Genomic DNA, 21,860 nt, shown 5'->3' on the forward strand with positions numbered 1-21,860 from the left:
TTTGCCGAGCAAGGCCGCCCGCGCTGGTTGGGGTTGAGCGACAAGACAAAAAAGCGAATGGGGGCGTCGGCGGGCGATCACAAGATATTGCAGCGCAGCGGCCGCCTGGCCAGCAGCGTTCACCCGAGCCACGATGCCAACACGGCGCGCGTGAGTACGAACGTGGTCTACGCCGCGATCCACCAGTTCGGCGGCACGATCCAGCGCCACCCAATGTCGGGCCACGTGCGTCTGCGCACCGGGCGTGACGGCAAGTTGCTGCGTCAGGCCGATCACCCGCACCTGGCCGTGTTCGCGAAGGCTGGCCACAAGCAAGTGTCCGTCAAGCGCTGGACGCGCTCCGAGGGCTGGTCGATCCACATCCCGGCCCGCCCGTTCTTCTCAATGACCGAGTCCGACTGCCAGAATGCCGAGTCTGAGGTATCGGCGTATCTGCGTCGCCTGTTTGACTGATGGCGGCCCAGGATTCCCATCGTTTCAAAAATCGGCCGTTTAAGCCGCTGCGACTATGGGGGTATAGCAAACCATAGGCAGCAGGACGCGAAGCCCGCCATCGTGTTTAGACCCCCCGTTAGTGTCGATTCCGCTATCGGGGTGGCGGTGCAAATCCCAGCCTCGCGCCTCCGGGGTGCCAATTCCTGCCTTCTGTAACCCGTTCTGGGGTGTCGCCTATATATATTAGCGACGCCCCATCCGCCCCAAAGCTGGTGACATCCGCCAGCATCCCCAGGCTTTCATAAATCGCCAACATGGCGACATGGACAAGCCACTCATCGCCTCCCTCTCGATTCAGATCACGCCCGGCACGGGCGTGGTGCAGTTGGTGCCTGCCGGAGATTTTCGCGCTAACGACGGTCGCCCGTTCGAGTGCGCCGCCTGGTGCTTGACCGACGAGAACGCTCAAAAGATCGTGTCGGCCCTTGCCGCCTGCGCAAAGCCGATGGTGATCGACTGGGAGCACCAATCCCTGTATGCCGCCCAAAGCGCCCAGCCTGCACCGGCCCCAGCTGCTGGCTGGTTCAAGACGCTGGAATGGCGTCCCGGCCAGGGCTTGTATGCCACCGACGTGAAATGGACGGCCCGTGCGGCCGCTTCCATTGACGCCGAAGAGTATCGATACATCTCTCCGATATTCGCCTACGACAAGAGCGGCAACGTCACGAAGCTGCTCAATGCAGCCCTTACCAACAACCCGGCGCTAGACGACCTGGACGAGGTTCAACTCGCCGCCGCCAGTCGTCTCGCCGGTGACAAAACCCCACCGCAATCCCCGCCAATCCCGGCGGACAAATCTCAGGAGTTACCCATGAGTGCACTTATGGCCGCCTTGCGGCTAGTGACGCGACTGCCGGAGGCGGCGACCGAGGCCGAGGCTGTCGTCAGTCTGACCAAGCTGGCCGAGACGGTCGGCGCGACCAAGGAAAATCCGGTCGACCTGACGGAGCACCTCGCTGGCCAGCAAACGCAGATTGCTGCGCTGACCAATGCCACGCCCGACCCGGCCAAATTCGTGCCGATCCAGGTCATGCACGACATGCAGGCCAAGATCGCCGCGCTCACCAGCGGCCAGCAGCAAAGCGAGGTCGACGGTCTCGTCACTGCCGCCCTGGCCAGCAACAACCTGCTGCCGTCCCAAGAAGCGTGGGCGCGCGAGCTGGGTAAGGCCAACATCGAATTGCTCAAGCAACACCTGGCCAATAGCACGCCGATGGCGGCTCTCGGGAAGATGCAGACCAACAGCAAGCCCCCGGCCGGTGGTGGTGCTGCCGACCCGAACGCCCTGTCGGCTGAAGCAATCGCGGCGTGCACGCAACTTGGCTTGTCGCAGGAGGACTTCGCGAAGTCCAAGGTAGGTGGCCAATGACCGCCATTGCAGAGGATCGCAACACGCCGTACATGGACGGCCAGATCGTGCCGGTGCCGGTCAAGGCTGCGACGGTGATTCACGCGGGCCTGATTGTCTGTGCTGACGCCACGGGCTACGCCATCGAAGGCAAGACCGCCGACGACCTGACCTACCTCGGCTGCGCCGAGCAATTCATCGACAACAGCAAGGGCGCGGACGGCGACATGTTCGTCCTGGTGCGCCGCCTCAAGGCGTTCCAGTGGGCGAATGACAGTGCCGACCCGGTGTTGCAGGCCGGACTCGGCAAGCCCTGTTTCATCGTAGACAACCAGACCGTCGCCGCAACTGACGGCGGCGCAACTCGCTCGCAGGCTGGCATCGTGGTGGAAATCGATGCTGACGGCGTGTGGGTTCAGTAAGGAGAGAACAACATGATCGTCAATGCGCAATCCATTGCCATCATCTTTCAGGGCATCAACGCCATCTTCAATAATGCGTTCGGCGCGGCTCCGAGCACTTGGCAGCAGATCGCCATGAAAGTGCCGTCCGTCGGCCGCGAAGAGCACTACGCCTGGCTGGATCGCTTCCCGGCCATGCGCAAGTGGGTCGGTGACAAGCACATCAAGGCACTCAAGGCGCACGGTTACACCGTCCGTAACGACGACTTCGAAGCTACCGTCGAAGTCGACCGTAACGACATCGAAGATGATCGCCTCGGCATCTACGCCCCGCAGGCGCAAAGCGCGGGCTTTTCGGCAGCGCAGTTGCCTGACGACATTGTCTACGCCCTGGTCAACGGCGGCTTCGAGAACGCCTGTTACGACGGCCAGTACTTCTTCGATACCGACCACCCGGTCGGTGATGGTGTGGCGTCGAACAAGTTCGACATGCCGCTCTCCATTTCCACTCAAGCGGCGGCGATGGCTTCGTATGGAGCTATGCGCACGGCTATGCGCAAGATCAAGGACGACGAGGGCCGCCCGCTGAATGTGCGCCCGAACATTCTGCTTGTCGGCCCCGGTCAGGAAGACGTAGCCAACTCCCTCATGACGAGCGACCGCCTCGAGGACGGCAAGAACAACCTGTACAAGGGCACCGCCACCGTTGTGTGCGATGCCCGTATCGAATCCGACACGGCGTGGTTCCTGCTCGACGCCACCAAGCCGGTTCGCCCCTTCGTTTATCAGGAGCGCAAGGCACCGGTGTTCGTGGCGCAGTTCGATATGACCGCTGATGACGTGTTCATGCGCAAGCAGTTCAAGTTCGGCGCAGAGGCGCGTGCGGCTGGTGGTTACGGCTTCTGGCAGCTGGCGGCCGGCTCCACCGGTACCGGTCACTAATCAGCCACCAGAGAACGGCCACGCGACGCCGATACGCGTGGTGAAAGCGTGACCGGAGCATCGGCTCAAGCGGCTCCGGTCATGAAATCGATGAGGACATTATGGAAAAGCAGAAACACCCGGCGATCAGGGTCGCATCGCGCCCGGAGACGTTCCGCCGCGCTGGTCGCGTGTTCGGCCGTGAGCCGATCACGCTGGTGCTCGCACAGTTGAGTCCCACCGAATACACGGCGCTCACGACGGACAAGTCGCTGGTCGCCGTCGAGACGGTGGTGGAGCGAACGATGGCCGAGGCCGAGAAATTCAAGCATCTCGACTCGGCGCATGTGAAGGCTGCCGTGGCACGCATGGCCACCAGTTCGACCACCGTCGAGAGTCAGCCGGGCGAGTGCGCTGCTGGTGAATGTCGGCGCGAAGCGGAGCTTTCGAATCGCGCGCAGGAACTGGACAGGCGTCACGAGGAGCAGTTCCGGTTCGAGTCCGAGCTGAAAACAATCGAAGGCGCATTGCTCGTGCGCGCGTCGGAGCTGGATGCGCGCGACACGGCGCTCACCGAGAAAGCGGCCGAACTGGACAAGCGCGCCGAAGCCCTCGACGCCCGCGAGCAGGCATTGCAGGCCGCGAGCGAGTCGAGCGCTGGCCAGACCGATTCCAGTCAGGCCAAACCCGCCGCCACGGCCAAGTCCGCTGACCATCAGGGGAAGCGATAAATCATGGCCTACGCCACGCGACAGGACATGGTGAATAGCTTCGGCGAGTACGAAGTCAGAGCCCTGACAGATCGAAACGACACCGGCGAGATTGACGACGCGGTGCTCGCGGCCGGACTCGAAGATGCCAGCGCCGAGATCGACACCTTCCTCGGCAGTCGCTACAGCCTGCCGTTGCAGATCGTGCCGCGCTTCCTTGCGAGCAAGTGCTGCGATATCTGCCGCTATCACCTGACCGGGGCTGGCACGACGTGCACCGAGGAAATTCAGAAGCGGTATGACCTCGCGATCAAGTTTCTGAAGCTGATCGCGACCGGGCAGATAACGCTCGGCGCTGACGCAACGGGTGCCACGGTCGAGGCGAAGAACGTCGTCAAGTTCAATCGCGGCACGAAGATCTTCAGTAACCGGGATCGCGGAGGCTATTGATGAGCGAGACCATCCGGCCGGTGAAACCGGCATATGTCCCGATCATTGCGGCCGTCGAGCTCGCCATCGTTGATCGCCTGGCGCGTGGGCTGGGGAGCATGGTCAAGGAGGTCAAGACCTACGGCGGCGAGTTCGACATGGACGACTTCGAGAACGTCGTGCGTCGATTCCCGGCCGTGTGGGTCACGTTCGCAGGTGTCAAGCGCACCGATCCCGTGAGCACGAGCCGAGCCAAGTTCAAGGCCGAGGCCACGTTCGCTGTGATGGTAGGGGCTCGAAACATTCGCGGCGAGGAGTCGACTCGGCATGGCGGCGTCGCCAAGGACGAGGTCGGCACGAACATGCTCATCACCTGTGTGCGGCGTCTTCTCAATCAGCAGGACATGGGTCTTCCCATTCGCGAGCTTCAACCTGGTGTGATCAAGACGCTGTTTAACACCAGTGTCAAGTCGGACGCGAAATCGGTGTTCGCGATGGAGTTCCACACCGCTTGGGTGGAAGACAGCCTGTCCATCGGTGGCTTCCCGCAGGGTGGGCCCGACGACCCGCTCGGTGCGGTGTTCGAACAATACGGCGGCCAGATCGATCCGCCATCGCCTGAATTCCGGTCGCTGGTCATGAAGTACTACCTGGAGCCCAACGATGGCGAGCCCTCGCTGGAGGATGTGGTGATTCTGAAGGAGAACCCATGAAAGTTATTGCGAGAAAGGGAGTGCGTGTCCCTTGCGAGAATCACTCGCGCAAGTACATCACTGATGCGAAGGCGGGGGTGGTGAAAGAGAGCGCTTATTACATGCGCCGCGTCTTCGACGGCGATCTGATGGTCGTTGAAGACGTGCCGCAGGTCGAAGCCGTCGAAGCCGTCGAAGCCAAACCGGATGCAGAAGCCCCGGTGACCACCGCCAAGCGTGGCGGCAAGGGAGCGTAAGACATGTCGAGTCCAAACGTCACTATCTACCAGATTCCACCTGGCCGGAAGCCTGGGCATTACTTCGAGTTCAACACAAAGGCCGCGCTAAACACGCTTCCGGCTAATGATCAGAGCATGATCATCGTCGGCCAGCGCACGACCGAAGGTCAGCTCGACGCCCTTGTCCCGTTGGATATCTATAGTGAAGATCAGGCTGCCGATGCATTTGGCAACGGCTCGCTCGCTCACATCGCAGTCACTGCGGCCCTGACGGCCAACCGGTATCTCGCGTTGACCGTCATCGCTGTCGATGACGCGGCCGCTGGCCAGCCTGCGCATGGCACTGTCACATTCGACGGCACTGCAACGGCTGATGGTGCGTTTGCGCTGTTCATCGGCAATGCCCGCGTCGACGTGAAGGTCTCGTCTGGCGATGACGCTGATACGGTTGCCGCCAGCCTCGTTGATGCAATCACCCAGGCGGTCAAGCTTCCGGTCACAGCAACGGCCACAGCGGGCGCTGTCACCATCACCGCCAAGAACAAAGGCGAATTTGGCAATGGAATTGTCACTTCGCAGTTGAATCAGGCACTAGGCATCACCGCGACACTCACGCCATTCGCTGGCGGCCTGAACGATCCGGACATCGCTCCGGCGCTGGCCAAGGTGTTCGGCGCGGCGTACACCATCTACGCGATCTGCTGGGCGACGGAGACGGCGCTCACGAAACTGCGCGATCACGTCAATGCGGTCTCGCACCCGCTTGAGCAGCGCCGCACGATGGGCTTCGCGGGCACGTCGACCACGCTTGCGTCGGCAACAACGCTCGCCGGGGATCTGAATGGCGAGCGCGTCACGATTGCCTGGCACCCACAGTCGTTGTGTCTTCCCGCCCAGATTGGCCCGGCCTACGCGGCAACGGTGGCGACCGAATCGGATCCGGCGCGCCCGTTCGACAACCTGGCTATCCCTGGTCTGGACGTGACGCCAGTGGCGGCGTGGCCGGGGCGCACGGAGCAAGAGAAGGCACTGCACAACGGCGTCACGCCGCTGCAAATGGGGCCCGGCAACGCGGTGCAGATCGTGCGTGCCATCACCACGTACACGGAAACGCCGGAGGGCACGGAAGATCCTTCGCTGCTCGATATCACGACGGTGCGCTCGCTCGACTACACCGCGAAGTCATGCAAGACCCGTATCGACCTGCGCTATCCGCGCTCGAAGATCGCGGCGAAGACGCCTGCCAACGTGCGCAGCGATCTGCTCGATGTCCTCTACACCCTGGAACAGATGGAGATCCTGCGCTTCATTGACAAGTACAAGGATGGGTTGATTGTCGAGGAGGACCTGCAGGAGGTCGGCCAGTTGTGTGCGGCGATTCCTGCGCCGGTGGTTCCGGGCTTCCACGTGCTGGCCGCACGTATCGACCTGTACCTCTGACCCGACATAGCCAAAGGAGCCAATCATGGCATTGAAAGATTACGTCGGCGCCATCGTGCTGGAGGTCGACGGACAAGAGGCCGAGGTGGTGTCGTTCTCGGTTACGTCGCACACCGGAAAGAAGCCGGTGAAGACGATGAACCGTTCGGGACGTGCTGCGGGCGTTTCTCGCGGTGTGGAATCGCACGATTTGAAGGTCACCGTTGTGATTCCGCAGGACGAGGAAGAAATCGACTGGTGGAACATGCACGGCGGCAAATTGACGACGTCCCCTGTCGCTGGCGGAAAGCGCACCAGCTACCGGGACTGCGTCACGATCGACGTCGGCACGCAGTACTCGGTCGATAACGAAGCACGTCGTGACCTGACTATTTTTGCAACTCAAAAGGTGGATGAATAAATGCTGACTATCAAAGACAAGCTGCTCTGCGGCATCGAATATCCCGCCGGAAGCGGCCAGATGCATCGTGACTTCGAGGTGCGTCTGCCTCGTGTGGGGGATCGTATCGAGGTGGCCGAAAGCCCGGACGTCATGGGGAGCATGGTGTCGAACGCCCGATTCGACGCTGCCATGCTGACTCGCTGCATCACGAGCCTCGGCACCATTCCGCCCGAGAAGATCACCGAGGAGCTGATCGTGTCGGCCGTTGAGATCGATTACCAGATCATGGAGGCGGCCCAGGAGCGACTAAAAAAATCGCTGATCGTTTCGAATCAGATCCCCGAATCCGAGAGTATCGACTCGCAGTCCTCGTCTTCGGAAAGTACGGAATAAACGAAGAGCGACTCCAGCGCATGACGGATACCGAGATTGCCGGGTTCGTCTATGCGTTGGAGACGCTCAACGGCAAGCCGCACGGTTCGTCGCGCGGCGGTTCGTCCCGGGAAGTGGTCAGCATGCGCAGGCCACGTTTGAAGAAATCCAAGAAGCCAAAAGGTAAGTAATGTCCCGTGACCTCGAAGTCGGCATGACCCTGCGCTTGCGCGACGAGTCGTCGGGCGCCGCTCGGCAAGCCGAGCGCAATGTCCAGACGGCCGCGCGGCAGACGGGGCAAGCCTACGTCGACGCTTCGAGGGTAGCGGTCAGTGCGACGCACTCACTGAATTCAGCCCGCTTGGCGGAGAGTGGAAAGGCTGAAGGGACGATTCAGACCAAGGCGAAGCAGACCGGCGAAGTCTATGTGGCGGCGACACAAACCGCGATCTCAGCGACCCGGCGACTTGCCGATGCTCGTGAGACGCTGGGTGCGCGATCCGATCAGGCGATTCGCCGTGAAATCGACCAGACGATCGCGGCGTACAGCCGCCTGGAGCGTGCGGGCTTTCGGTCGACCGAAGAGCAGATCCGCGCATTCTCCTCACTGCAGAAGAAAGTCGCGGAGCTGAACCAGGAATTCGGAAAGGTCGAAAAGCACGAGCTGAGCCTTGGTCATGCGGCCAAGGGCGCAATGCATATAGGCGAGGGTGTGGCGGGCGTCTGGGGTGCAACGCACGCGGTGGCTGATCCGGTCAGTCGCACGATGAATTTCGATCAGCACCTCGCGCTGATGGCCAACACCAGCTACCGGGATCTGACGCCGCAGCAGCGGGTCGGCAAGACGAATGAGCTGCGCCAGGCGATCTACGCAGCGGTGCGCCAGGGTGGCGGCTCGCTAGAGGATGCCACTGAAACCCTGGAGAAACTGCTCTCGCACGACACGCTCGGCCGTAAGGCCGCGTTTGACCTGCTGCCCAAGCTGCAACTCGGTGCCACGGCGGAAGGCGCGAGCGCCGTCGAGCTGGGCAACATCGCAGTCAAGGCTGTGCAGAACATGCACTTTGGCGAGAACGACACCGGCAAGGTGCTCGACATGACGGCGGTCGCTGGCCACATGGGGGAATTCAAGATTCCACAGTTGGCTCAGTACCTGCCTGCACAGATGGCGGCAGCGGCCAACGCCGGTTTTTCCGGTGCCAAGGGCATGGCCAAGATTCTCGCGCTGAACGAAACGGCGATGTCGACGGCGGGTTCGGCCGGTCAGGCGGGCGATAACGTCAAGGATCTTCTCAGCCAGCTATCGAGCACGGAGTTTGCTACGCGGGCCAAGCGTGCCGGGATCAAGAATTTCGATGAAGTCCGCACCAAGACGCTGGCCGGGGGCGGCGACATGCTCGATGCCGTTGTCTCGATGGTGCAGACGACGTTCAAGAACGACAAACAGTACCAGGACATCCAGGCGAAGCTGAAGACGGCCAAGCCAGGCGAGCAAAAGGAACTGCTTACCAACATGGCGAACCTGCTGCAGGGTTCGGCCATCGGCAAACTGTTCGGCAATCAGCAATCCGTGATGGCGCTTACTGGCTACATGACGCAGACGGACAAGCGCAAGGAAGTCTATGAAGCGGCAATGAAGGAGTACCAAAAGGGCGGTGGCACGATTGCCAGTGATGCCCAGGTCGCGCAGAGCATGGACGGCTACAAGGTCGGCAAGCTCAAGAACGAGAAAGAGATTGGCGAGATGGAGACCGTGCGCGGTCTCAATCACGGGCTGGGCAATGCGTCCGAAAAACTGGCGGAATACGCTCAGCAGTATCCCGGTCTCACCAAGGCAATTTCTGCCACCACGATGGCCTTTGAGACGTTGACGATGGCCGTGGGCGCGATGGGCGCATTTCGCATGATCACGGGTGGCGGCTCTGCGGCAGCAGCGGGCGTCGCTGGAGAGGCGGCAAGCGTGGTCGGTGGCGTTAGCAAAGCGGGCGTCGCGACCGAGGCTGTTTCGATGGGCGCGAAGGCCATGAAGGGTGCCAAGCTCTTCGGCAAACTGGCCGCGCCGCTGCAGATTGCCACGACTGCCTACGAGGCGTGGAACGTCGCTCATGACGACACGAAAACCGCTGCACAAAAACACGCAGCCTATGTTGGCGTTGCGGGCAAGGCCATCGGTGGTGTTGCTGGTGCTATGGCAGGCGGCGCAGCCGGTGGTGCTGCTGGCGCGGCCATCGGCTCGGTGGTGCCCGTTGTTGGTACGGCCATCGGCGGCGCAGTTGGAATGGCTGCTGGAGCCGTGGGTGGCTACTTCGGCAGCGGCTGGGGCGAGAAGCTGGGCAAGATGATCGGCGATGCTCTTTTCGCAGAGAAGAAAACCGAGAAGGCCGCCGCACCTCAACCAATCGTTATCAATCTTGATGGTCACCAGATCGCCCAGGCGGTGAACAAAGTGAACCAGCAAATGGCGGAGCGTCACTGATATGGCATGGTCTGAGAACCTATTCGACGCCTCGTTTCGTGGCGTTCCCTTCGAGTGTTTGCGCGCCGACGATACGCTGGATCGCTCGGTCTCTCGCTACAAGTATCCGAACGTCGACGGCGAGGACATTGAAGACTTGGGCCAAAAGGCCCGCGAAGTGTCGATGACGGCGGAGCTCTTCGGCGACGACTACGAAACGCAGATGCGGCAGTTGCTCAACGCCCTTGCCACTAAGGGGCCCGCCGAGTTGATTCACCCGATCTTCGGCTCGATGCCGGACATGCAGTTCCTGGGCGGCCACATTTCTCACGACGCAGAGAACCGGGACTCCTGCCGGATCGACATGAAGTTCGCGGCGTCCAAGCCCGGCAACTTGCTCTACACGGGCGAGGATCCGCCGCAGAAGGCTGATGCCACTGCGCAACTGGCCAACGACGCACAGTCCGCCGCCAGTAGCGTTTTTGGAATGGCCGTGGATGCCCTGAAGGCAGCAAAGGCTGGCATGCAACGTTTGAACGCGTTTCGCGACAACATGCTTGACACCGTCTCACCGCTGCGCTCGTTGGTCATCGGGTTCAAGACGGTCGGTCTGGACTATCTGGCGTTTCCCAGCGCGTTCGCATCGGACATGATCGGCCTGACCAGCGGCATGAACCTGATGCACGCTTTCTCTGATGGGCTGGAAATGTCGGACTGGAATGCCCTGGGAAAGCAGTCGAAATCGGTTGTGTCGATTCCCGCTGCTGCGGCCAAGGGCGAGACCGTGGTCATTCCGGGCACGCCCAATGCCAACGTGGTGACCGATACGCCGTTTGATCCGACTGCGCCTTACTCACCACCGCAACCGAGCGCTGTTGTGGCCGATCCGAGCGACGTGCAACTGGTGACGATGCTGACCTCGGTGATCGTGGCGTCGCAAACGACCCAAGTGGCCTCCGACGTGTTGGCGAATCAGGCGGACACGCCGACGCTCACACCTGACCAGATCGAACAGATTGCGGACGACACCCGTGGTCAGATTCAGGACGCGATTGACCTGGCGACCAGCAGCATGACGGTTGAGCAGTATCGACCCATCGTTGAGCCTCTCAAGGATGCGGCCCTGTCGCTCCAGCAATTGACGGTCTCGGTGATGGATGCGATGCCGCCGATCGTCACTCGCACGGTTCCCGTGGATACCAATCTGACGCTCCTGGCGTTCGATTGGTATGGCGACGCGCAGCGCTCGGCCGAGCTGCTGCGCCTGAACCCAGCGCTCAAGAATCCCAATTTCATCACCCGAGGGGAGGTGCTCCGTGGCTTCGCGCGATGAGACGGTAACGGTGATGGTCGGTGGCAAGTCGCATAGCCAGTGGACTGCGTATTCCATCGATTCCGATTTGCTGATTCCTGCCGATGCGTGGGACGTTCGACTAACAAAGCCTGCGGGCAAGATGCCGGACAACATCCAGCGTGGTGCGTCCGTTCAAGTCAAAGTCGGTGGCGAGACGGTGCTTAGCGGCTTTGTCGATCGCGTTAAGCGGCGAACCGGCAAAGACGGCAAATCGCTCGCGATCAGTGGGCGCGATATGGCGAGCGTTCTGCGTGACTGTTCTGCGCCGATATTCACCGCCAAACAAGTGACGCTGGCGGAGGTTGCTGCGACGATTGTCAAGCCGCTTGGCATCACCAAAATTCGTATTCAGAGCGCAACCTCGCCGACACAGTGGGACAAGATCAGCGTCGAACCGGGGGAGTCCGCCTGGGACGCGCTTGTGCACGCAGCGGAAGGCGAAGGACTGTGGCCCTGGTTCGAACCGGACGGCACGCTGGTGATTGGTGGGCCGGACTACAACGCGCCGCCAGTGGCGAGCCTGGTGTTGCGCGACGATGGGCGCGGCAATAACGTCGAATGGTTCGATGAGGATCTGTCGAATTCCGAGCGGTATTCCGAGGTGACCGTGTTGGGGCAGGCGCACGGCACTTCGCACGGCTCTGCGGCTGCGGCCATCAAGACGACGGTCAAGGATACGAGCGTACTGACCTATCGCCCGAAGATCTTCGTCGATCACGACGCACCCAATCTTGCGGCTGTGCAGTCACGAGCCAAGAAGATCATTTCCGATTCGGCGCTGGCCGCGCATACGCTGCAGGCGAGCGTGAAGGGGCATCGAACCGCTGATGGTGCACTTTGGAAGCCTGGCCAGCGTGTGCACATTGTGTGGGAAGAGTACGGTGTCGATGCCATCTATTTTCTGATGGGGCGACGTCTGACGGGAGGAGAGTCCGGCAATAGGACATCGCTCAAGCTGAAGGAAGACGGCGTGTGGATTCCGGATGCGCATCCGCACTCTGGGCGCAAACATCGTCATGGCGGCAAGCACGAGAAGCCCGGTTTCATCGTCACGGATGCCACCATTAACGCGAATATCATGAAATGATCGCCGAAATTGACAAGCGCATTTCGCGTGCGCTCGCAGGGGTACGTCGCGTCTTTCGGGCCGTGCTCGGGAGCGTCAATACAGCAGGCCCAGTAGTCATGGCCAGCGGCACCGGCCTGGCTGACGAGCCACTGAGTGATGTGGAGCTGATGCAGCACTTCGGCTTTACCAGCGCACCGCCTCCCGGTTCGATGCTTGTGGTCGTGCCGGTGGGCGGTGCGAGCAGCCACGGCGTTATCGTTGCTACGGAGCATGTGCAACTTCGCATCAAGGGGCTGCAAACGGGCGAGACGGCCGTCTATAACGCCTATGGCGACTACCTGTTGTTTGGCAAGGATCACACGACCACGCTCAAGACCAAGAATTTTGTAGTGGATTCCGAAACGACGACGATCAAGGCAAGCCAGGGCATCAAGCTCGATACCCCCAAGGTAGAGGCCACGCACGAGCTGGCTGTTGCCGAGGCGATCACCGGCAGCGGCGGCTTGGCCGTCTCGGGCGGCAGCGGCGCATCGATAGACAAACTCGACGTCTCCGGTGACGCCACCATCGGCGGTAAGTCGTATCTGGAGCACACGCACCACACGCCTGACGGCGAATCAGATCCACCGTCGTGATCGGTTTGCCACACACGCAAACCCACTGACATCCGCCAGCATCCAAAACTAGCGCCCATGCTCCGACAATATCGACATGGACGCACTCATCGATCCCCACACTGGCGGCTACACAGGCGAGCAGACGAATACGCTGCAAAACGCTGTGTACCTGCGCCTGTCTGTGCCGCTTGGCACATGGTGGGCTGACCGCAAAGTCGGCTCACTGCTCTACACGCTGGCCCGCTCCAAAGACCTACCTCGCACCCGAAACCTTGCCGTGCAATACGCCGAACAGGCACTCCAACCGTTGGTTGATGACGGCCGTGCATCAAAAGTCACGGTTGAGCCGAAGACCGGCAAGACCGGCGTGATTGTCCTCGTTATCTCGGTCTACCAGAGCAACGGCCAGGTCGACCATTTCGAACATCCGGTGAGGGTTTCCTGATGCCAGCCACCGTCCTCACGCTCGACCAGATCCGCGCGAACATCCTTCGCGAGATCCAGAACCAACGCCCCGAAGCGGACGTGAGTTCTGACTCGGACTACTACGTGCGCGCAAGCGGTACCGCGAGCGCCATCGAAGGGCTGTATCAGTACCAGTCGTACACCGGCCGTCAGTTCTTCTTTGACACGGCCGACGAGCAGAACCTCATCAAGCACGCCCGCATGTACAGCATCGAGCGCAAGCCTGCCGTGGCTGCCAGCGGGGATCGAGCCGTTGTACTGACCGGCGTTGCTGAAACGCCTGTGGCGTCTGGACTTTCGCTCAAATACCGCGATGGCACGACGTACACGACCACCTCCGGTGGGCAGATCGGTGCTGACCAGACGCTGGTTGTTGGCGCTACGGCCGATGTGTCGGGCACCGCGTCAAATCGTGTTGCTGGCGATGCGCTCACGCTGACCGTGCCGCCAATGGGCGTCAATGCGGCCGCAACTGTTCAAAAGCTGCTCGGCGGTGCAGACATCGAGTCGTTGGAGAGCCTGGCTGCCCGTGTCGAGTTCCGCATGCAGCACCCGCCAGCAGGCGGCAACAAGTATGACTACTGGCAGTGGGCGATGGAAGTCCCGGGCGTGACGGCCGCATATGTTTACCCGCTGCGCCGTGGCCTGGGCACGGTCGACGTGGTGGTGCTGGGCGAGGATGGCCTGCCGTCCGACGAAGTGCTCCAGGCGGTGCAGAACAACATCGACAACAAGCGGCCGGTGACGGCGAAAGACTTTCGGGCGATCAGCCCGACGATCAAGTCGTATGACGTGCGCGCGTTACTCGTACTCGACGGCATTTCCATCGATGAAGCCCGCCAGACTATCAAACCCGCAATCGACGCCTACGCGCAAACGATTATTCCGGGCATGACGGTGATTTGTACGCGCATCGGCGCTGCCATCAGCGATTGCGCGGGCGTGCTCGATTACGACCTGTTGACGCCGCTTGCAAACGTGGTGCCGCAGGCCGACGCGACGGTGATCGAGTGGTGCCGCCTCGGTGACATCTATCTGGACAAGAAGCCATGAGCCAGCACGCGACGCTGCTGGCCAAGTTGCTGCCGCCGGTTGCCTATTCGCCTAACGATCCGAGCTTGAAGGTCGAGCTGGCCGCAGAGGGCAAGGCGCTCGACCAGGCGCTGGCCGACGCGCGAGTCGTTGAGCTGGGCATCGTGCCGTCGTTCGACGCTATCGAGTTCCTGCCCGATTGGGAGCGCGTATTTGGCCTTGTGCCAAAAGCTGACGACACGCTGCAACAGCGCATGTCGATGGTGATGTTCATGGCGAACGCCACGGGCGGGCTGTCAATACCGTATTTCATCGGGCTGGCCAAGGTGCTGGGCTACACGATCACGATTGACGAATTCGAGCCGTTTCGCGTGGATCGGAACCGAGTCGGTGATCCGCTCTATAGCGAAGACGCGATGTGGCTGTGGCGTGTGAACGTCGAGGGCGCGCCCGAGCTGAAGTACTACTTCCGGGTGGGTAAGAGCGCAGTTGGTGAGCGGCTGGCCGTGAGATCCGATCCGATTCTGGAAACCCTGTTCGAAGACCTAAAGCCCGCGCACACGAAGGTGATTTTTCAATACGACGAGGATAACGATGCAGAGAATTAACACGGACGACGGTCAGTTCGTAGAGGGCACCATCCTTACCAAGGATTGGGCCAACAGCCAGCAGAACGAGCCTGCTCACGTCGTTGAAGGTGCAGGCATGACGCTCGATCCGAGCGACGATCACCAGTTGCTCAAGGCGATCACGCGGTTAGTGAACAGTCCGACCGTTCTAAGCGATGTGGGTGGTGCTGAAAATACATATGCAGCGGTCAACGTTCCGCCATTGACAGCGGATTCGTTGGTGGAAGGGATTGGTCAGCGCGTACGTATTTCGCATACGAATTCTGGTTCATCGACGTACGCGCCGGATGGCTTGCCCGATAAGCCAATTGTGGGTTTAGGCCTCCTGGGTCTTCAAGGCGAAGAGCTGGTTGAGCATGGCATAGCGACGCTGCTTTACACGACATCGCCTTCAGTAAACGCAGGCAATGGTGCGTGGATTCTTGTCATGTGTGCGGGCGGAACGCTGCAATTGCCGCCCGGCAAGGAGCCACATCATGCGATCACGCTGGAGCAGGCTGACCAGAGATATGCACCGGGCATTGCCGTCATCACTCAAACGGGCGATTTCACTCCAGTGCGAGAAGACAACTGGATAACGATGATAGGTGCCGGTGGTGGAGGCGGAGCCGGTGGACGCGACATGAGTGACTTCATGATTCCCGGTGGTGGAGGTGGAGCGGGGCAAAGCGTCTACCGATACCACCTGAAATTGGATGTCGGAGTTTCGGTTAGGGTCACCATTGGTAAGGGCGGCAAAGGGGCCGCAACGGTGCTGGCGCAAACTCCCTCGCCTTTGCCCAAAGGCGGTACTGGCGGCGCGTCTAGCTTTGGTTCGCATGTGACTTGCTCCGGTGGGGGCGGCGGTGAGGGTGGATTCACTGGGTCGGGGAGCGTTGGTGGCGCAGGCGGATTTGGCTGGCCGGGTGGTGGTTCGGGGCAATACACAGGTTCTGCGAATGCCCAAACCACATTTGGCGGTGCTGGTGGAAATGGCCTATTCGGCGGAGGTGGGCCTGCCGTCAACGGATATCAGATTACGAACGCCTCTGGATATGGGGGCGGTGGCAGCGGCGGTGCTCTTTATTACATCAGAGAGGGCGATTCCAACGGTGGTGATGGTTTTGATGGCGTTTGCATCGTGGAGTGGTGAACATGAAGACGTTTGCACAGATTCTTTTCGGGCGTCTGCACTGGAAATTTGAAGCGAATGAGCGGCCGGACTTCGCGCCAGACTTCGTCGTGACGGAAATATCAGGGTTCGATCCGATGCCGCAGGAAGGCTGGGTGGCCACACAGGGCGGTGACTCATGGACGTTCGCGCCCGAACAGCCCCCAGAGGTTCCGCTAGACGATGCCCGCGCCCTTGCGCGATTGAACATGCGCGCAGCGTGCCGACGTGAGTTGCTGGGTGGCTTTGCGTCATCGCCGACGAGCGAGGAGCGCACCTACGGCTCGGACGAGGCCGATCAGTTGAATCTCCTGCATGCCGTGATGCTCGCTGCACCGGCAAAGCTGTGGTGTAAGGTCGGTGATCGGTGGGACTTCGTTGAGCACGACGCGCAGCAACTTGCCGTCGTGGCCGCTGATTGGGCCTCGAAGCGTCAGGCTATCCAGCAGCACTACGCCGACAGGCTGCGCGAGATTGACGCCGCAGAGCGAGCGGAGGATGTCCGGGCGATTGCCTGGTAGCGCACCGCTTCTCCGTGTCCTGGGCAATAGAAATATCAGAGGAGTCCCAATGGCAAACCCTATCGTTCCCTGGATCGGCGGCAAACGGCGCTTGGCCGAGCTGCTGATCCCGCGCTTTCCCGACCATACGTGCTACGTCGAAGTCTTTGCGGGTGGCGCTGCGCTGTTCTTCCTGCGTTCGCCCGCTCAATGCGAAGTCATCAACGACATCAACGGCGAGCTGGTGAACCTATACCGGGTGGTGCAGCACCACCTTGAGGAGTTCGTCCGCCAGTTCAAGTGGGCGATATCGAGCCGTCAGGTGTTCAAGTGGCTGCAAATGACGCCGACCGAACCGTTGACGGACATCCAGCGGGCGGCCCGCTTCTACTACCTGTCGCAGCACGCCTTCGGGGCCAAGGTGCAGGGGCAGTCGTTTGGGACGGCAACCACTGCGCCGGTGGTGAACCTGCTGCGGATCGAGGAGAGCCTGTCGGCCGCGCACCTGCGCCTGGCCGGTGTCCAGGTGGAAAACGTGGCCTGGCAGGACTGTGTGGCCCGCTACGACCGGCCGCACACGTTCTTCTACATGGATCCGCCATATTGGGAGACGGAGGGCTACGGGGTGCCGTTCGAGTTTGACCAGTACGTCCAAATGGCCGATGTGCTGGCCAGGCTGGAAGGTAAGGCCATCGTGAGTCTGAACGACCACCCGGCCATTCGGGAGTGCTTCGGCCGGTTCCAGATGGAGTCGACCGATATCAGTTACACGGTGGGTGGAGGCGGTGGCACTGCCCGCCGGGAGTTGATCATCTATAGCTGGGATCGTGCCGCCGAGCCGGTCGGGCTGTTCTAGGGCGCGTCAACCTAGAAGTGTCAAAAGCGGCGCGAAATTAGGCGATGTGGCCGTTTTTCGTCTGTGCCAAAAGAAGCGCAAAACAGTGCCAAAACGCGCGCAACGTTACAATTCCGCCGCATATTTTGCTGGTCGAAACCCTGCGCGCACGCGTAATAGTAAATATTTTAATTATCTGCAAGCCTTTTCAATCAATAAGTTGCGCGATTGACGCAACAATCTCTTTCTTTGCCATGTAGGGAACTTGTCAGTAAAATGGCCGCGTTGTTAATAGCGCTACGCGAGGTGAATAGCCTGTCAGGTTTTCTTCACGCATGGCTCGCCCCCCGCTTGACTGTCATGCGTGATTCGTCCCCCACAAAACGGAGAACTCCATGTCACAGGACAAGGAACCGCGCCGGCGCTTTTTGCGCCAGGTGCTGGCGATCGTGCCTGCCACGACCCTCGCCACCGGTGCGACGCTTACGCAGTCCGCCTGCAGCAGCCAGTCCGCTGCGCCTGCCGCCTCAGGCCAAGCTTACGAGCCCAAATACTTCACTGCCGACGAATGGCGTTTCGTCAACGCAGCCGTCGACCGCCTCATTCCCGCTGACGATCTCGGTCCCGGCGCGTTGCAGGCCGACGTGCCGAAGTTCATCGACGGCCAGATGGATACACCGTTCGGTCACGGCAAGCTCTGGTACATGCAGGGGCCGTTCCACACCGATCAGCCGCCCGAGATGGGCTACCAACTGAGCCTCGTGCCGCGCGACATCTATCGCCACGGCATTGCTGCCTGCGACGCTCACTGCAAGAAGCAGTACAACAAAGCGTTTGCCGATCTCGACTACACCACGCAGGAAGCCGTACTCGGCGATCTGGAGCACGCGAAGATCGAATTCGACGCGGTGCCCGCGCGCACGTTCTTCTCTTATTTGCTGGCCAACACGAAGGAAGGGTTCCTCTCGGACCCGATCCACGGCGGCAACAAGGACATGGTCGGCTGGAAGCTTGTGGGTTTCCCGGGCGCACGCGCCGACTTCATGGACTGGGCGGATCAGCCCAACGTCAAATACCCATACGGGCCCGTGTCGATTTCCGGAAAGCGGGGCTAACTCATGGCAATCAAGAAAGATAAGGTCGACGCCGTCATCGTGGGCTTCGGCTGGACCGGGGCTATTCTCGGCCAGGAACTGACCGACGCCGGGCTCAACGTCGTAGCACTTGAGCGTGGCGCGATGCGCGACACGCCCACCGACGCGCAGTACCCCAAAGTCATCGACGAACTCGAATACTCCGTGCGCGGCAAGCTCTTTCAGGAGCTTGCGCGCGAGACAGTCACAATTCGCCATACGCCCGATGACCTCGCCGTGCCGTATCGTCAAAACGGCTCGTTCCTGCTGGGCAATGGTGTGGGCGGCGCAGGCTTTCACTGGAACGGCATGCATTACCGGATCCTGCCGGAAGAGCTGAAGCTGCGCAGTCATTACGAAGAGCGCTACGGCAAGAAGTTCATCCCCGAAGGCATGACGATTCAGGACTTCGGCGTGAGCTACGAAGAACTGGAGCCGCACTTCGACTTCGCCGAAAAAGTGTTCGGCACGTCGGGCAAGGCTGGCAATCTGAACGGCAAAATCGTGCCGGGCGGCAACCCGCGCGAAGGTGCACGTTCGAGCGAGTTCCCTACGCCGCCGCTGCAGAACACCTACGGCGCGCAGCTTTTCGAGAAGGCCGCGCGCGAAGTCGGTTTCAATCCGTACCCCGCGCCGGCAGCGAACACGTCCGAGCCGTACACGAATCCGTACGGCGTACGCCTCGGGCCGTGCAATTTCTGCGGGTTCTGCGAGAACTACGGTTGCTACATGTATTCGAAGGCATCTCCGCAGACGACCATTCTGCCGGTGCTGCTCAAGAAGCCGAATTTCGAATTGCGTACGCACTCTTACGTCATCAAGGTCAATCTCGACAGCGACGGCAAGAAGGCAACCGGCGTGACCTACATCGACGCGCAGGGCCGTGAAGTCGAACAGCCTGCCGATCTCGTGATCATGGCGGCGTATCAGATGCACAACGTGCGTTTGCTGCTGCTCTCGGGCATCGGCAAGCCGTACGACCCGAAGACGGGCGAGGGCGTGGTCGGCAAGAACTACGCGTATCAGATGAACGGCGCGGTGAACGTGTTGCTGCCCAAGGGCACGCAGCTCAACCCGTTCGTCGGTACGGGCGCAGGCGGCGTGTCGATGGACGACCTGAATGGCGATCAGTTCGATCACGGACCGCTCGGCTTCGTCGGCGGGGCGAGCATTCGTCACATTCGCTACGGTGGACGTCCGATCAAGATGACGCCGACCGTGCCGGGTACACCAGCGTGGGGCAGCAAGTGGAAGGCGGGGATTGCCGACGCGTATCAGCGTTACATGACGATCGGAATTTCCGGTTCGGTCATGTCGTATCGCGATGCGTGTCTCGATCTCGACCCGACCTACAAGGACGCCTATGGCGTGCCGCTGCTGCGCATGACATTCGACTGGCACGACAACGAATACAACATGCTCGGCTACATGGGCGACCGGATGGAAGAAGTCGGCCGTGCGATGAATCCCGAGAAGGTGTTCCGCGCCATTCGCAAGAAGGGCACGCATTACGACACGCGGATCTATCAGAGCACGCATACGACGGGCGGGGCCATCATGGGCACGAACCCGTCGAACAGCGTGGTCAACAAGTATCTGCAGAGCTGGGACGTCTCCAACGTGTTCGTGATGGGGGCGTCGGCGTTCCCGCAGAACATGGGTTACAACCCCACGGGCGTGGTGGCGGCGCTGGCGTACTGGTCCGCGAAGGCGATTCGCGAGCAGTACCTCAAGAACGCCGGCCCGCTGGTCCAGGCGTGAGGAGCGCAACCATGATCCGCAAAACGATGATGAAACGCTCCGCTGGTGTGGTCGCTGCCAGTGCGCTGGCGCTCGCGGCCGTTGCCGTCTGGGCGCAGAACGCGGCCGCGCCTTCGGGCGCTGCCGTCTCGCCGGTGCCCACGCCTGCCGTACCCGCTGTGACGGTGCAAGGCGGCAGCGCGCCGCAGACACCGGCCGCTAACGACCCGCAGGCGCAATTGCTCAAGCAGGGCGAATATCTCGCGCGCGCTGCAGATTGCGCGGCATGTCACACGGCGCCCAAGGGCAAGCCGTTCGCAGGTGGTCTGCCGATCGCGTCGCCGATCGGCACGATCTATTCGACGAACATCACGCCGGACAAAGACACCGGTATCGGCAACTACAGCCTCGAAGACTTCGACAAAGCGGTGCGTCACGGGATCGCGAAGAATGGCTCGACGTTATATCCCGCCATGCCATACACATCGTATGCGAAGGTGCGTCCGGCAGATGTGAAGGCGCTGTACGCGTACTTCATGAATGGCGTGCAGCCGGTCGCGCAGGCGAACAAGGCGACGGATATCCCGTGGCCGATGTCGATGCGCTGGCCGTTGTCGATCTGGCGCAAGATGTTCGCCCCCGCTGTGGTAGCCGACGCGGCATCGACCGATAACGATCCGATCTCGCGCGGACGCTATCTCGTCGAAGGCCTCGCCCATTGCAGCGCGTGCCACACGCCGCGCGGCTTCGCGTTGCAGGAGAAGGCGCTGACCGACGACAGCACGGCGTTCCTGTCGGGCGGCGTGGTCGACAACTTCCTCGCGAAGAACCTGCGCGGCGACGTCACGGACGGTCTGGGCAACTGGAGCGAAGGCGACATCACGGCGTTCCTCAAGTCGGGACGTAACGACCATTCCGCTGTTTTCGGTGGCATGACGGACGTGGTGCAGCACAGCACTCAGCACATGAGCGACGACGATCTCGCAGCGGTTGCGAAGTATCTGAAAACGCTCAAGCCGGTCGATCCGAACGCCAAGGCGCTCGCGTATGACGACACCGCCGCCAAGGCGTTGCGCGTGGGGTCGGACAAGAGCAACGGTGCGCTCACCTTCCTCGACAACTGCGCGGCATGCCACCGCAGCACGGGCAAGGGCTATACGCAGACCTTCCCGACGCTGGCGCTCAGCTCGACGGTGAACTCGGTCGATCCGACCTCGCTCATCCACATCGTGCTGCGCGGGGCGGAGATGCCCTCGACGAAGTCGGCACCGACGCACTACGCGATGCCGGGCTTCGACGACCGTCTGACGGATCAGGATGTGGCCGACGTGCTGACGTTCGTGCGTTCGAGTTGGGGCAACAAGGCCCCGGCCGTGACCGCCGCGCAAGTGGCCAAGGTGCGTAAGGATGTCGCCGCCGCGCCGCAGCCGCAGCGTTGATGGCGAGGGTTGC

The 21,860-nt window shown here is 61.3% G+C and carries 25 protein-coding genes; all 25 read left to right on the forward strand.

Annotation, left to right across the window (positions count from 1 at the left end):
- Positions 1-453: phage virion morphogenesis family protein (locus PAN31117_RS23120; RefSeq protein WP_150740284.1), on the forward strand; the 453-nt coding region annotated here is incomplete at its 5' end.
- A 304-nt stretch (positions 454-757) separates the two neighbouring features.
- Complete coding sequence (locus PAN31117_RS23125; RefSeq protein ID WP_150740285.1) at positions 758-1,864, forward strand: phage protease; 1,107 nt, start codon at positions 758-760, stop codon at positions 1,862-1,864.
- The gene (locus tag PAN31117_RS23130) at positions 1,861-2,265 is read left to right on the forward strand and encodes a hypothetical protein (RefSeq protein WP_150740286.1); all 405 of its coding nucleotides are present in this window, start codon (positions 1,861-1,863) and stop codon (positions 2,263-2,265) included. Before PAN31117_RS23125 ends, PAN31117_RS23130 begins: the two co-directional genes overlap by 4 nt.
- Positions 2,266-2,277: 12 nt before the next feature.
- Positions 2,278-3,186, forward strand: coding sequence for a Mu-like prophage major head subunit gpT family protein (locus PAN31117_RS23135; protein WP_150740287.1), 909 nt, complete (start codon positions 2,278-2,280; stop codon positions 3,184-3,186).
- Between the two features lie 101 nt (positions 3,187-3,287).
- Positions 3,288-3,896 (forward strand): HI1506-related protein, encoded by a 609-nt coding sequence (locus PAN31117_RS23140; RefSeq protein WP_150740288.1) that lies wholly within the window; start codon positions 3,288-3,290, stop codon positions 3,894-3,896.
- Positions 3,897-3,899: 3 nt separating this feature from the next.
- On the forward strand, positions 3,900-4,325 hold the full coding sequence (locus PAN31117_RS23145; RefSeq protein WP_150740289.1) for a gp436 family protein: 426 nt from the start codon (positions 3,900-3,902) through the stop codon (positions 4,323-4,325).
- Entirely contained in the window at positions 4,325-5,017 is a 693-nt protein-coding gene (locus PAN31117_RS23150) for a DUF1834 family protein (RefSeq protein ID WP_150740290.1), read from the forward strand. The genes PAN31117_RS23145 and PAN31117_RS23150 overlap by 1 nt, the downstream gene beginning before the upstream one ends.
- Positions 5,014-5,253, forward strand: a complete 240-nt coding sequence (locus PAN31117_RS23155; protein WP_150740291.1) for a hypothetical protein — start codon at positions 5,014-5,016, stop codon at positions 5,251-5,253. The genes PAN31117_RS23150 and PAN31117_RS23155 overlap by 4 nt, the downstream gene beginning before the upstream one ends.
- 3 nt (positions 5,254-5,256) lie before the next feature.
- Positions 5,257-6,675, forward strand: coding sequence for a phage tail sheath subtilisin-like domain-containing protein (locus PAN31117_RS23160; RefSeq protein ID WP_150740292.1), 1,419 nt, complete (start codon positions 5,257-5,259; stop codon positions 6,673-6,675).
- A gap of 25 nt (positions 6,676-6,700) precedes the next feature.
- Positions 6,701-7,075 carry a phage tail protein gene (locus tag PAN31117_RS23165; RefSeq protein ID WP_150740293.1) on the forward strand — a complete coding sequence of 125 codons (375 nt, stop codon included), beginning with the start codon at positions 6,701-6,703 and terminating at the stop codon, positions 7,073-7,075.
- The gene (locus tag PAN31117_RS23170) at positions 7,076-7,450 is read left to right on the forward strand and encodes a hypothetical protein (RefSeq protein ID WP_150740294.1); all 375 of its coding nucleotides are present in this window, start codon (positions 7,076-7,078) and stop codon (positions 7,448-7,450) included.
- A gap of 20 nt (positions 7,451-7,470) precedes the next feature.
- Complete coding sequence (locus tag PAN31117_RS27245) at positions 7,471-7,620, forward strand: hypothetical protein (RefSeq protein WP_174991083.1); 150 nt, start codon at positions 7,471-7,473, stop codon at positions 7,618-7,620.
- 35 nt (positions 7,621-7,655) lie between these two features.
- Complete coding sequence (locus PAN31117_RS23175; RefSeq protein ID WP_246189231.1) at positions 7,656-9,905, forward strand: phage tail tape measure protein; 2,250 nt, start codon at positions 7,656-7,658, stop codon at positions 9,903-9,905.
- Position 9,906: 1 nt separating this feature from the next.
- Positions 9,907-11,217, forward strand: a complete 1,311-nt coding sequence (locus PAN31117_RS23180) for a DNA circularization protein (RefSeq protein ID WP_150740296.1) — start codon at positions 9,907-9,909, stop codon at positions 11,215-11,217.
- Positions 11,201-12,325 (forward strand): phage baseplate assembly protein, encoded by a 1,125-nt coding sequence (locus PAN31117_RS23185; protein WP_150740297.1) that lies wholly within the window; start codon positions 11,201-11,203, stop codon positions 12,323-12,325. The genes PAN31117_RS23180 and PAN31117_RS23185 overlap by 17 nt, the downstream gene beginning before the upstream one ends.
- Positions 12,322-12,942 (forward strand): phage baseplate assembly protein V, encoded by a 621-nt coding sequence (locus PAN31117_RS23190; RefSeq protein ID WP_150740298.1) that lies wholly within the window; start codon positions 12,322-12,324, stop codon positions 12,940-12,942. Before PAN31117_RS23185 ends, PAN31117_RS23190 begins: the two co-directional genes overlap by 4 nt.
- Positions 12,943-13,018: 76 nt before the next feature.
- On the forward strand, positions 13,019-13,369 hold the full coding sequence (locus PAN31117_RS23195) for a phage GP46 family protein (protein WP_150740299.1): 351 nt from the start codon (positions 13,019-13,021) through the stop codon (positions 13,367-13,369).
- On the forward strand, positions 13,369-14,442 hold the full coding sequence (locus PAN31117_RS23200; protein ID WP_150740300.1) for a baseplate J/gp47 family protein: 1,074 nt from the start codon (positions 13,369-13,371) through the stop codon (positions 14,440-14,442). Before PAN31117_RS23195 ends, PAN31117_RS23200 begins: the two co-directional genes overlap by 1 nt.
- Entirely contained in the window at positions 14,439-15,029 is a 591-nt protein-coding gene (locus PAN31117_RS23205) for a YmfQ family protein (RefSeq protein WP_150740301.1), read from the forward strand. The genes PAN31117_RS23200 and PAN31117_RS23205 overlap by 4 nt, the downstream gene beginning before the upstream one ends.
- Positions 15,016-16,182, forward strand: a complete 1,167-nt coding sequence (locus tag PAN31117_RS27740; RefSeq protein ID WP_150740302.1) for a glycine-rich domain-containing protein — start codon at positions 15,016-15,018, stop codon at positions 16,180-16,182. Before PAN31117_RS23205 ends, PAN31117_RS27740 begins: the two co-directional genes overlap by 14 nt.
- A 2-nt stretch (positions 16,183-16,184) precedes the next feature.
- Positions 16,185-16,721 carry a DUF4376 domain-containing protein gene (locus PAN31117_RS23215; RefSeq protein WP_150740303.1) on the forward strand — a complete coding sequence of 179 codons (537 nt, stop codon included), beginning with the start codon at positions 16,185-16,187 and terminating at the stop codon, positions 16,719-16,721.
- A 49-nt stretch (positions 16,722-16,770) separates the two neighbouring features.
- A complete protein-coding gene (locus PAN31117_RS23220; protein WP_150740304.1) occupies positions 16,771-17,556 on the forward strand; it encodes a DNA adenine methylase in 786 nt (261 codons plus the stop codon).
- 374 nt (positions 17,557-17,930) lie between these two features.
- Positions 17,931-18,650 (forward strand): gluconate 2-dehydrogenase subunit 3 family protein, encoded by a 720-nt coding sequence (locus tag PAN31117_RS23230; RefSeq protein WP_150740306.1) that lies wholly within the window; start codon positions 17,931-17,933, stop codon positions 18,648-18,650.
- 3 nt (positions 18,651-18,653) lie between these two features.
- Positions 18,654-20,429 (forward strand): GMC family oxidoreductase, encoded by a 1,776-nt coding sequence (locus tag PAN31117_RS23235; RefSeq protein ID WP_039399470.1) that lies wholly within the window; start codon positions 18,654-18,656, stop codon positions 20,427-20,429.
- 11 nt (positions 20,430-20,440) lie between these two features.
- Positions 20,441-21,847 (forward strand): c-type cytochrome, encoded by a 1,407-nt coding sequence (locus PAN31117_RS23240; protein WP_246189232.1) that lies wholly within the window; start codon positions 20,441-20,443, stop codon positions 21,845-21,847.
- Positions 21,848-21,860 lie beyond the last annotated feature (13 nt).

It is taken from the genome of Pandoraea anapnoica (genome assembly GCF_902459765.1).
Taxonomy (GTDB): domain Bacteria; phylum Pseudomonadota; class Gammaproteobacteria; order Burkholderiales; family Burkholderiaceae; genus Pandoraea; species Pandoraea anapnoica.

Coding starts and splice junctions, on each gene's coding strand:
- PAN31117_RS23130 (WP_150740286.1), top strand. CDS start 1,861: ATGACCGCCATTGCAGAGGATCGCAACACGCCGTACATGGACGGCCAG.
- PAN31117_RS23235 (WP_039399470.1), top strand. CDS start 18,654: ATGGCAATCAAGAAAGATAAGGTCGACGCCGTCATCGTGGGCTTCGGC.
- PAN31117_RS23240 (WP_246189232.1), top strand. CDS start 20,441: ATGATCCGCAAAACGATGATGAAACGCTCCGCTGGTGTGGTCGCTGCC.
- PAN31117_RS27245 (WP_174991083.1), top strand. CDS start 7,471: ATGACGGATACCGAGATTGCCGGGTTCGTCTATGCGTTGGAGACGCTC.
- PAN31117_RS23190 (WP_150740298.1), top strand. CDS start 12,322: ATGATCGCCGAAATTGACAAGCGCATTTCGCGTGCGCTCGCAGGGGTA.
- PAN31117_RS23160 (WP_150740292.1), top strand. CDS start 5,257: ATGTCGAGTCCAAACGTCACTATCTACCAGATTCCACCTGGCCGGAAG.
- PAN31117_RS23195 (WP_150740299.1), top strand. CDS start 13,019: ATGGACGCACTCATCGATCCCCACACTGGCGGCTACACAGGCGAGCAG.
- PAN31117_RS23230 (WP_150740306.1), top strand. CDS start 17,931: ATGTCACAGGACAAGGAACCGCGCCGGCGCTTTTTGCGCCAGGTGCTG.
- PAN31117_RS23140 (WP_150740288.1), top strand. CDS start 3,288: ATGGAAAAGCAGAAACACCCGGCGATCAGGGTCGCATCGCGCCCGGAG.
- PAN31117_RS23215 (WP_150740303.1), top strand. CDS start 16,185: ATGAAGACGTTTGCACAGATTCTTTTCGGGCGTCTGCACTGGAAATTT.
- PAN31117_RS23200 (WP_150740300.1), top strand. CDS start 13,369: ATGCCAGCCACCGTCCTCACGCTCGACCAGATCCGCGCGAACATCCTT.
- PAN31117_RS23205 (WP_150740301.1), top strand. CDS start 14,439: ATGAGCCAGCACGCGACGCTGCTGGCCAAGTTGCTGCCGCCGGTTGCC.
- PAN31117_RS23180 (WP_150740296.1), top strand. CDS start 9,907: ATGGCATGGTCTGAGAACCTATTCGACGCCTCGTTTCGTGGCGTTCCC.
- PAN31117_RS23125 (WP_150740285.1), top strand. CDS start 758: ATGGACAAGCCACTCATCGCCTCCCTCTCGATTCAGATCACGCCCGGC.
- PAN31117_RS23165 (WP_150740293.1), top strand. CDS start 6,701: ATGGCATTGAAAGATTACGTCGGCGCCATCGTGCTGGAGGTCGACGGA.
- PAN31117_RS23150 (WP_150740290.1), top strand. CDS start 4,325: ATGAGCGAGACCATCCGGCCGGTGAAACCGGCATATGTCCCGATCATT.
- PAN31117_RS27740 (WP_150740302.1), top strand. CDS start 15,016: ATGCAGAGAATTAACACGGACGACGGTCAGTTCGTAGAGGGCACCATC.
- PAN31117_RS23220 (WP_150740304.1), top strand. CDS start 16,771: ATGGCAAACCCTATCGTTCCCTGGATCGGCGGCAAACGGCGCTTGGCC.
- PAN31117_RS23135 (WP_150740287.1), top strand. CDS start 2,278: ATGATCGTCAATGCGCAATCCATTGCCATCATCTTTCAGGGCATCAAC.
- PAN31117_RS23170 (WP_150740294.1), top strand. CDS start 7,076: ATGCTGACTATCAAAGACAAGCTGCTCTGCGGCATCGAATATCCCGCC.
- PAN31117_RS23145 (WP_150740289.1), top strand. CDS start 3,900: ATGGCCTACGCCACGCGACAGGACATGGTGAATAGCTTCGGCGAGTAC.
- PAN31117_RS23155 (WP_150740291.1), top strand. CDS start 5,014: ATGAAAGTTATTGCGAGAAAGGGAGTGCGTGTCCCTTGCGAGAATCAC.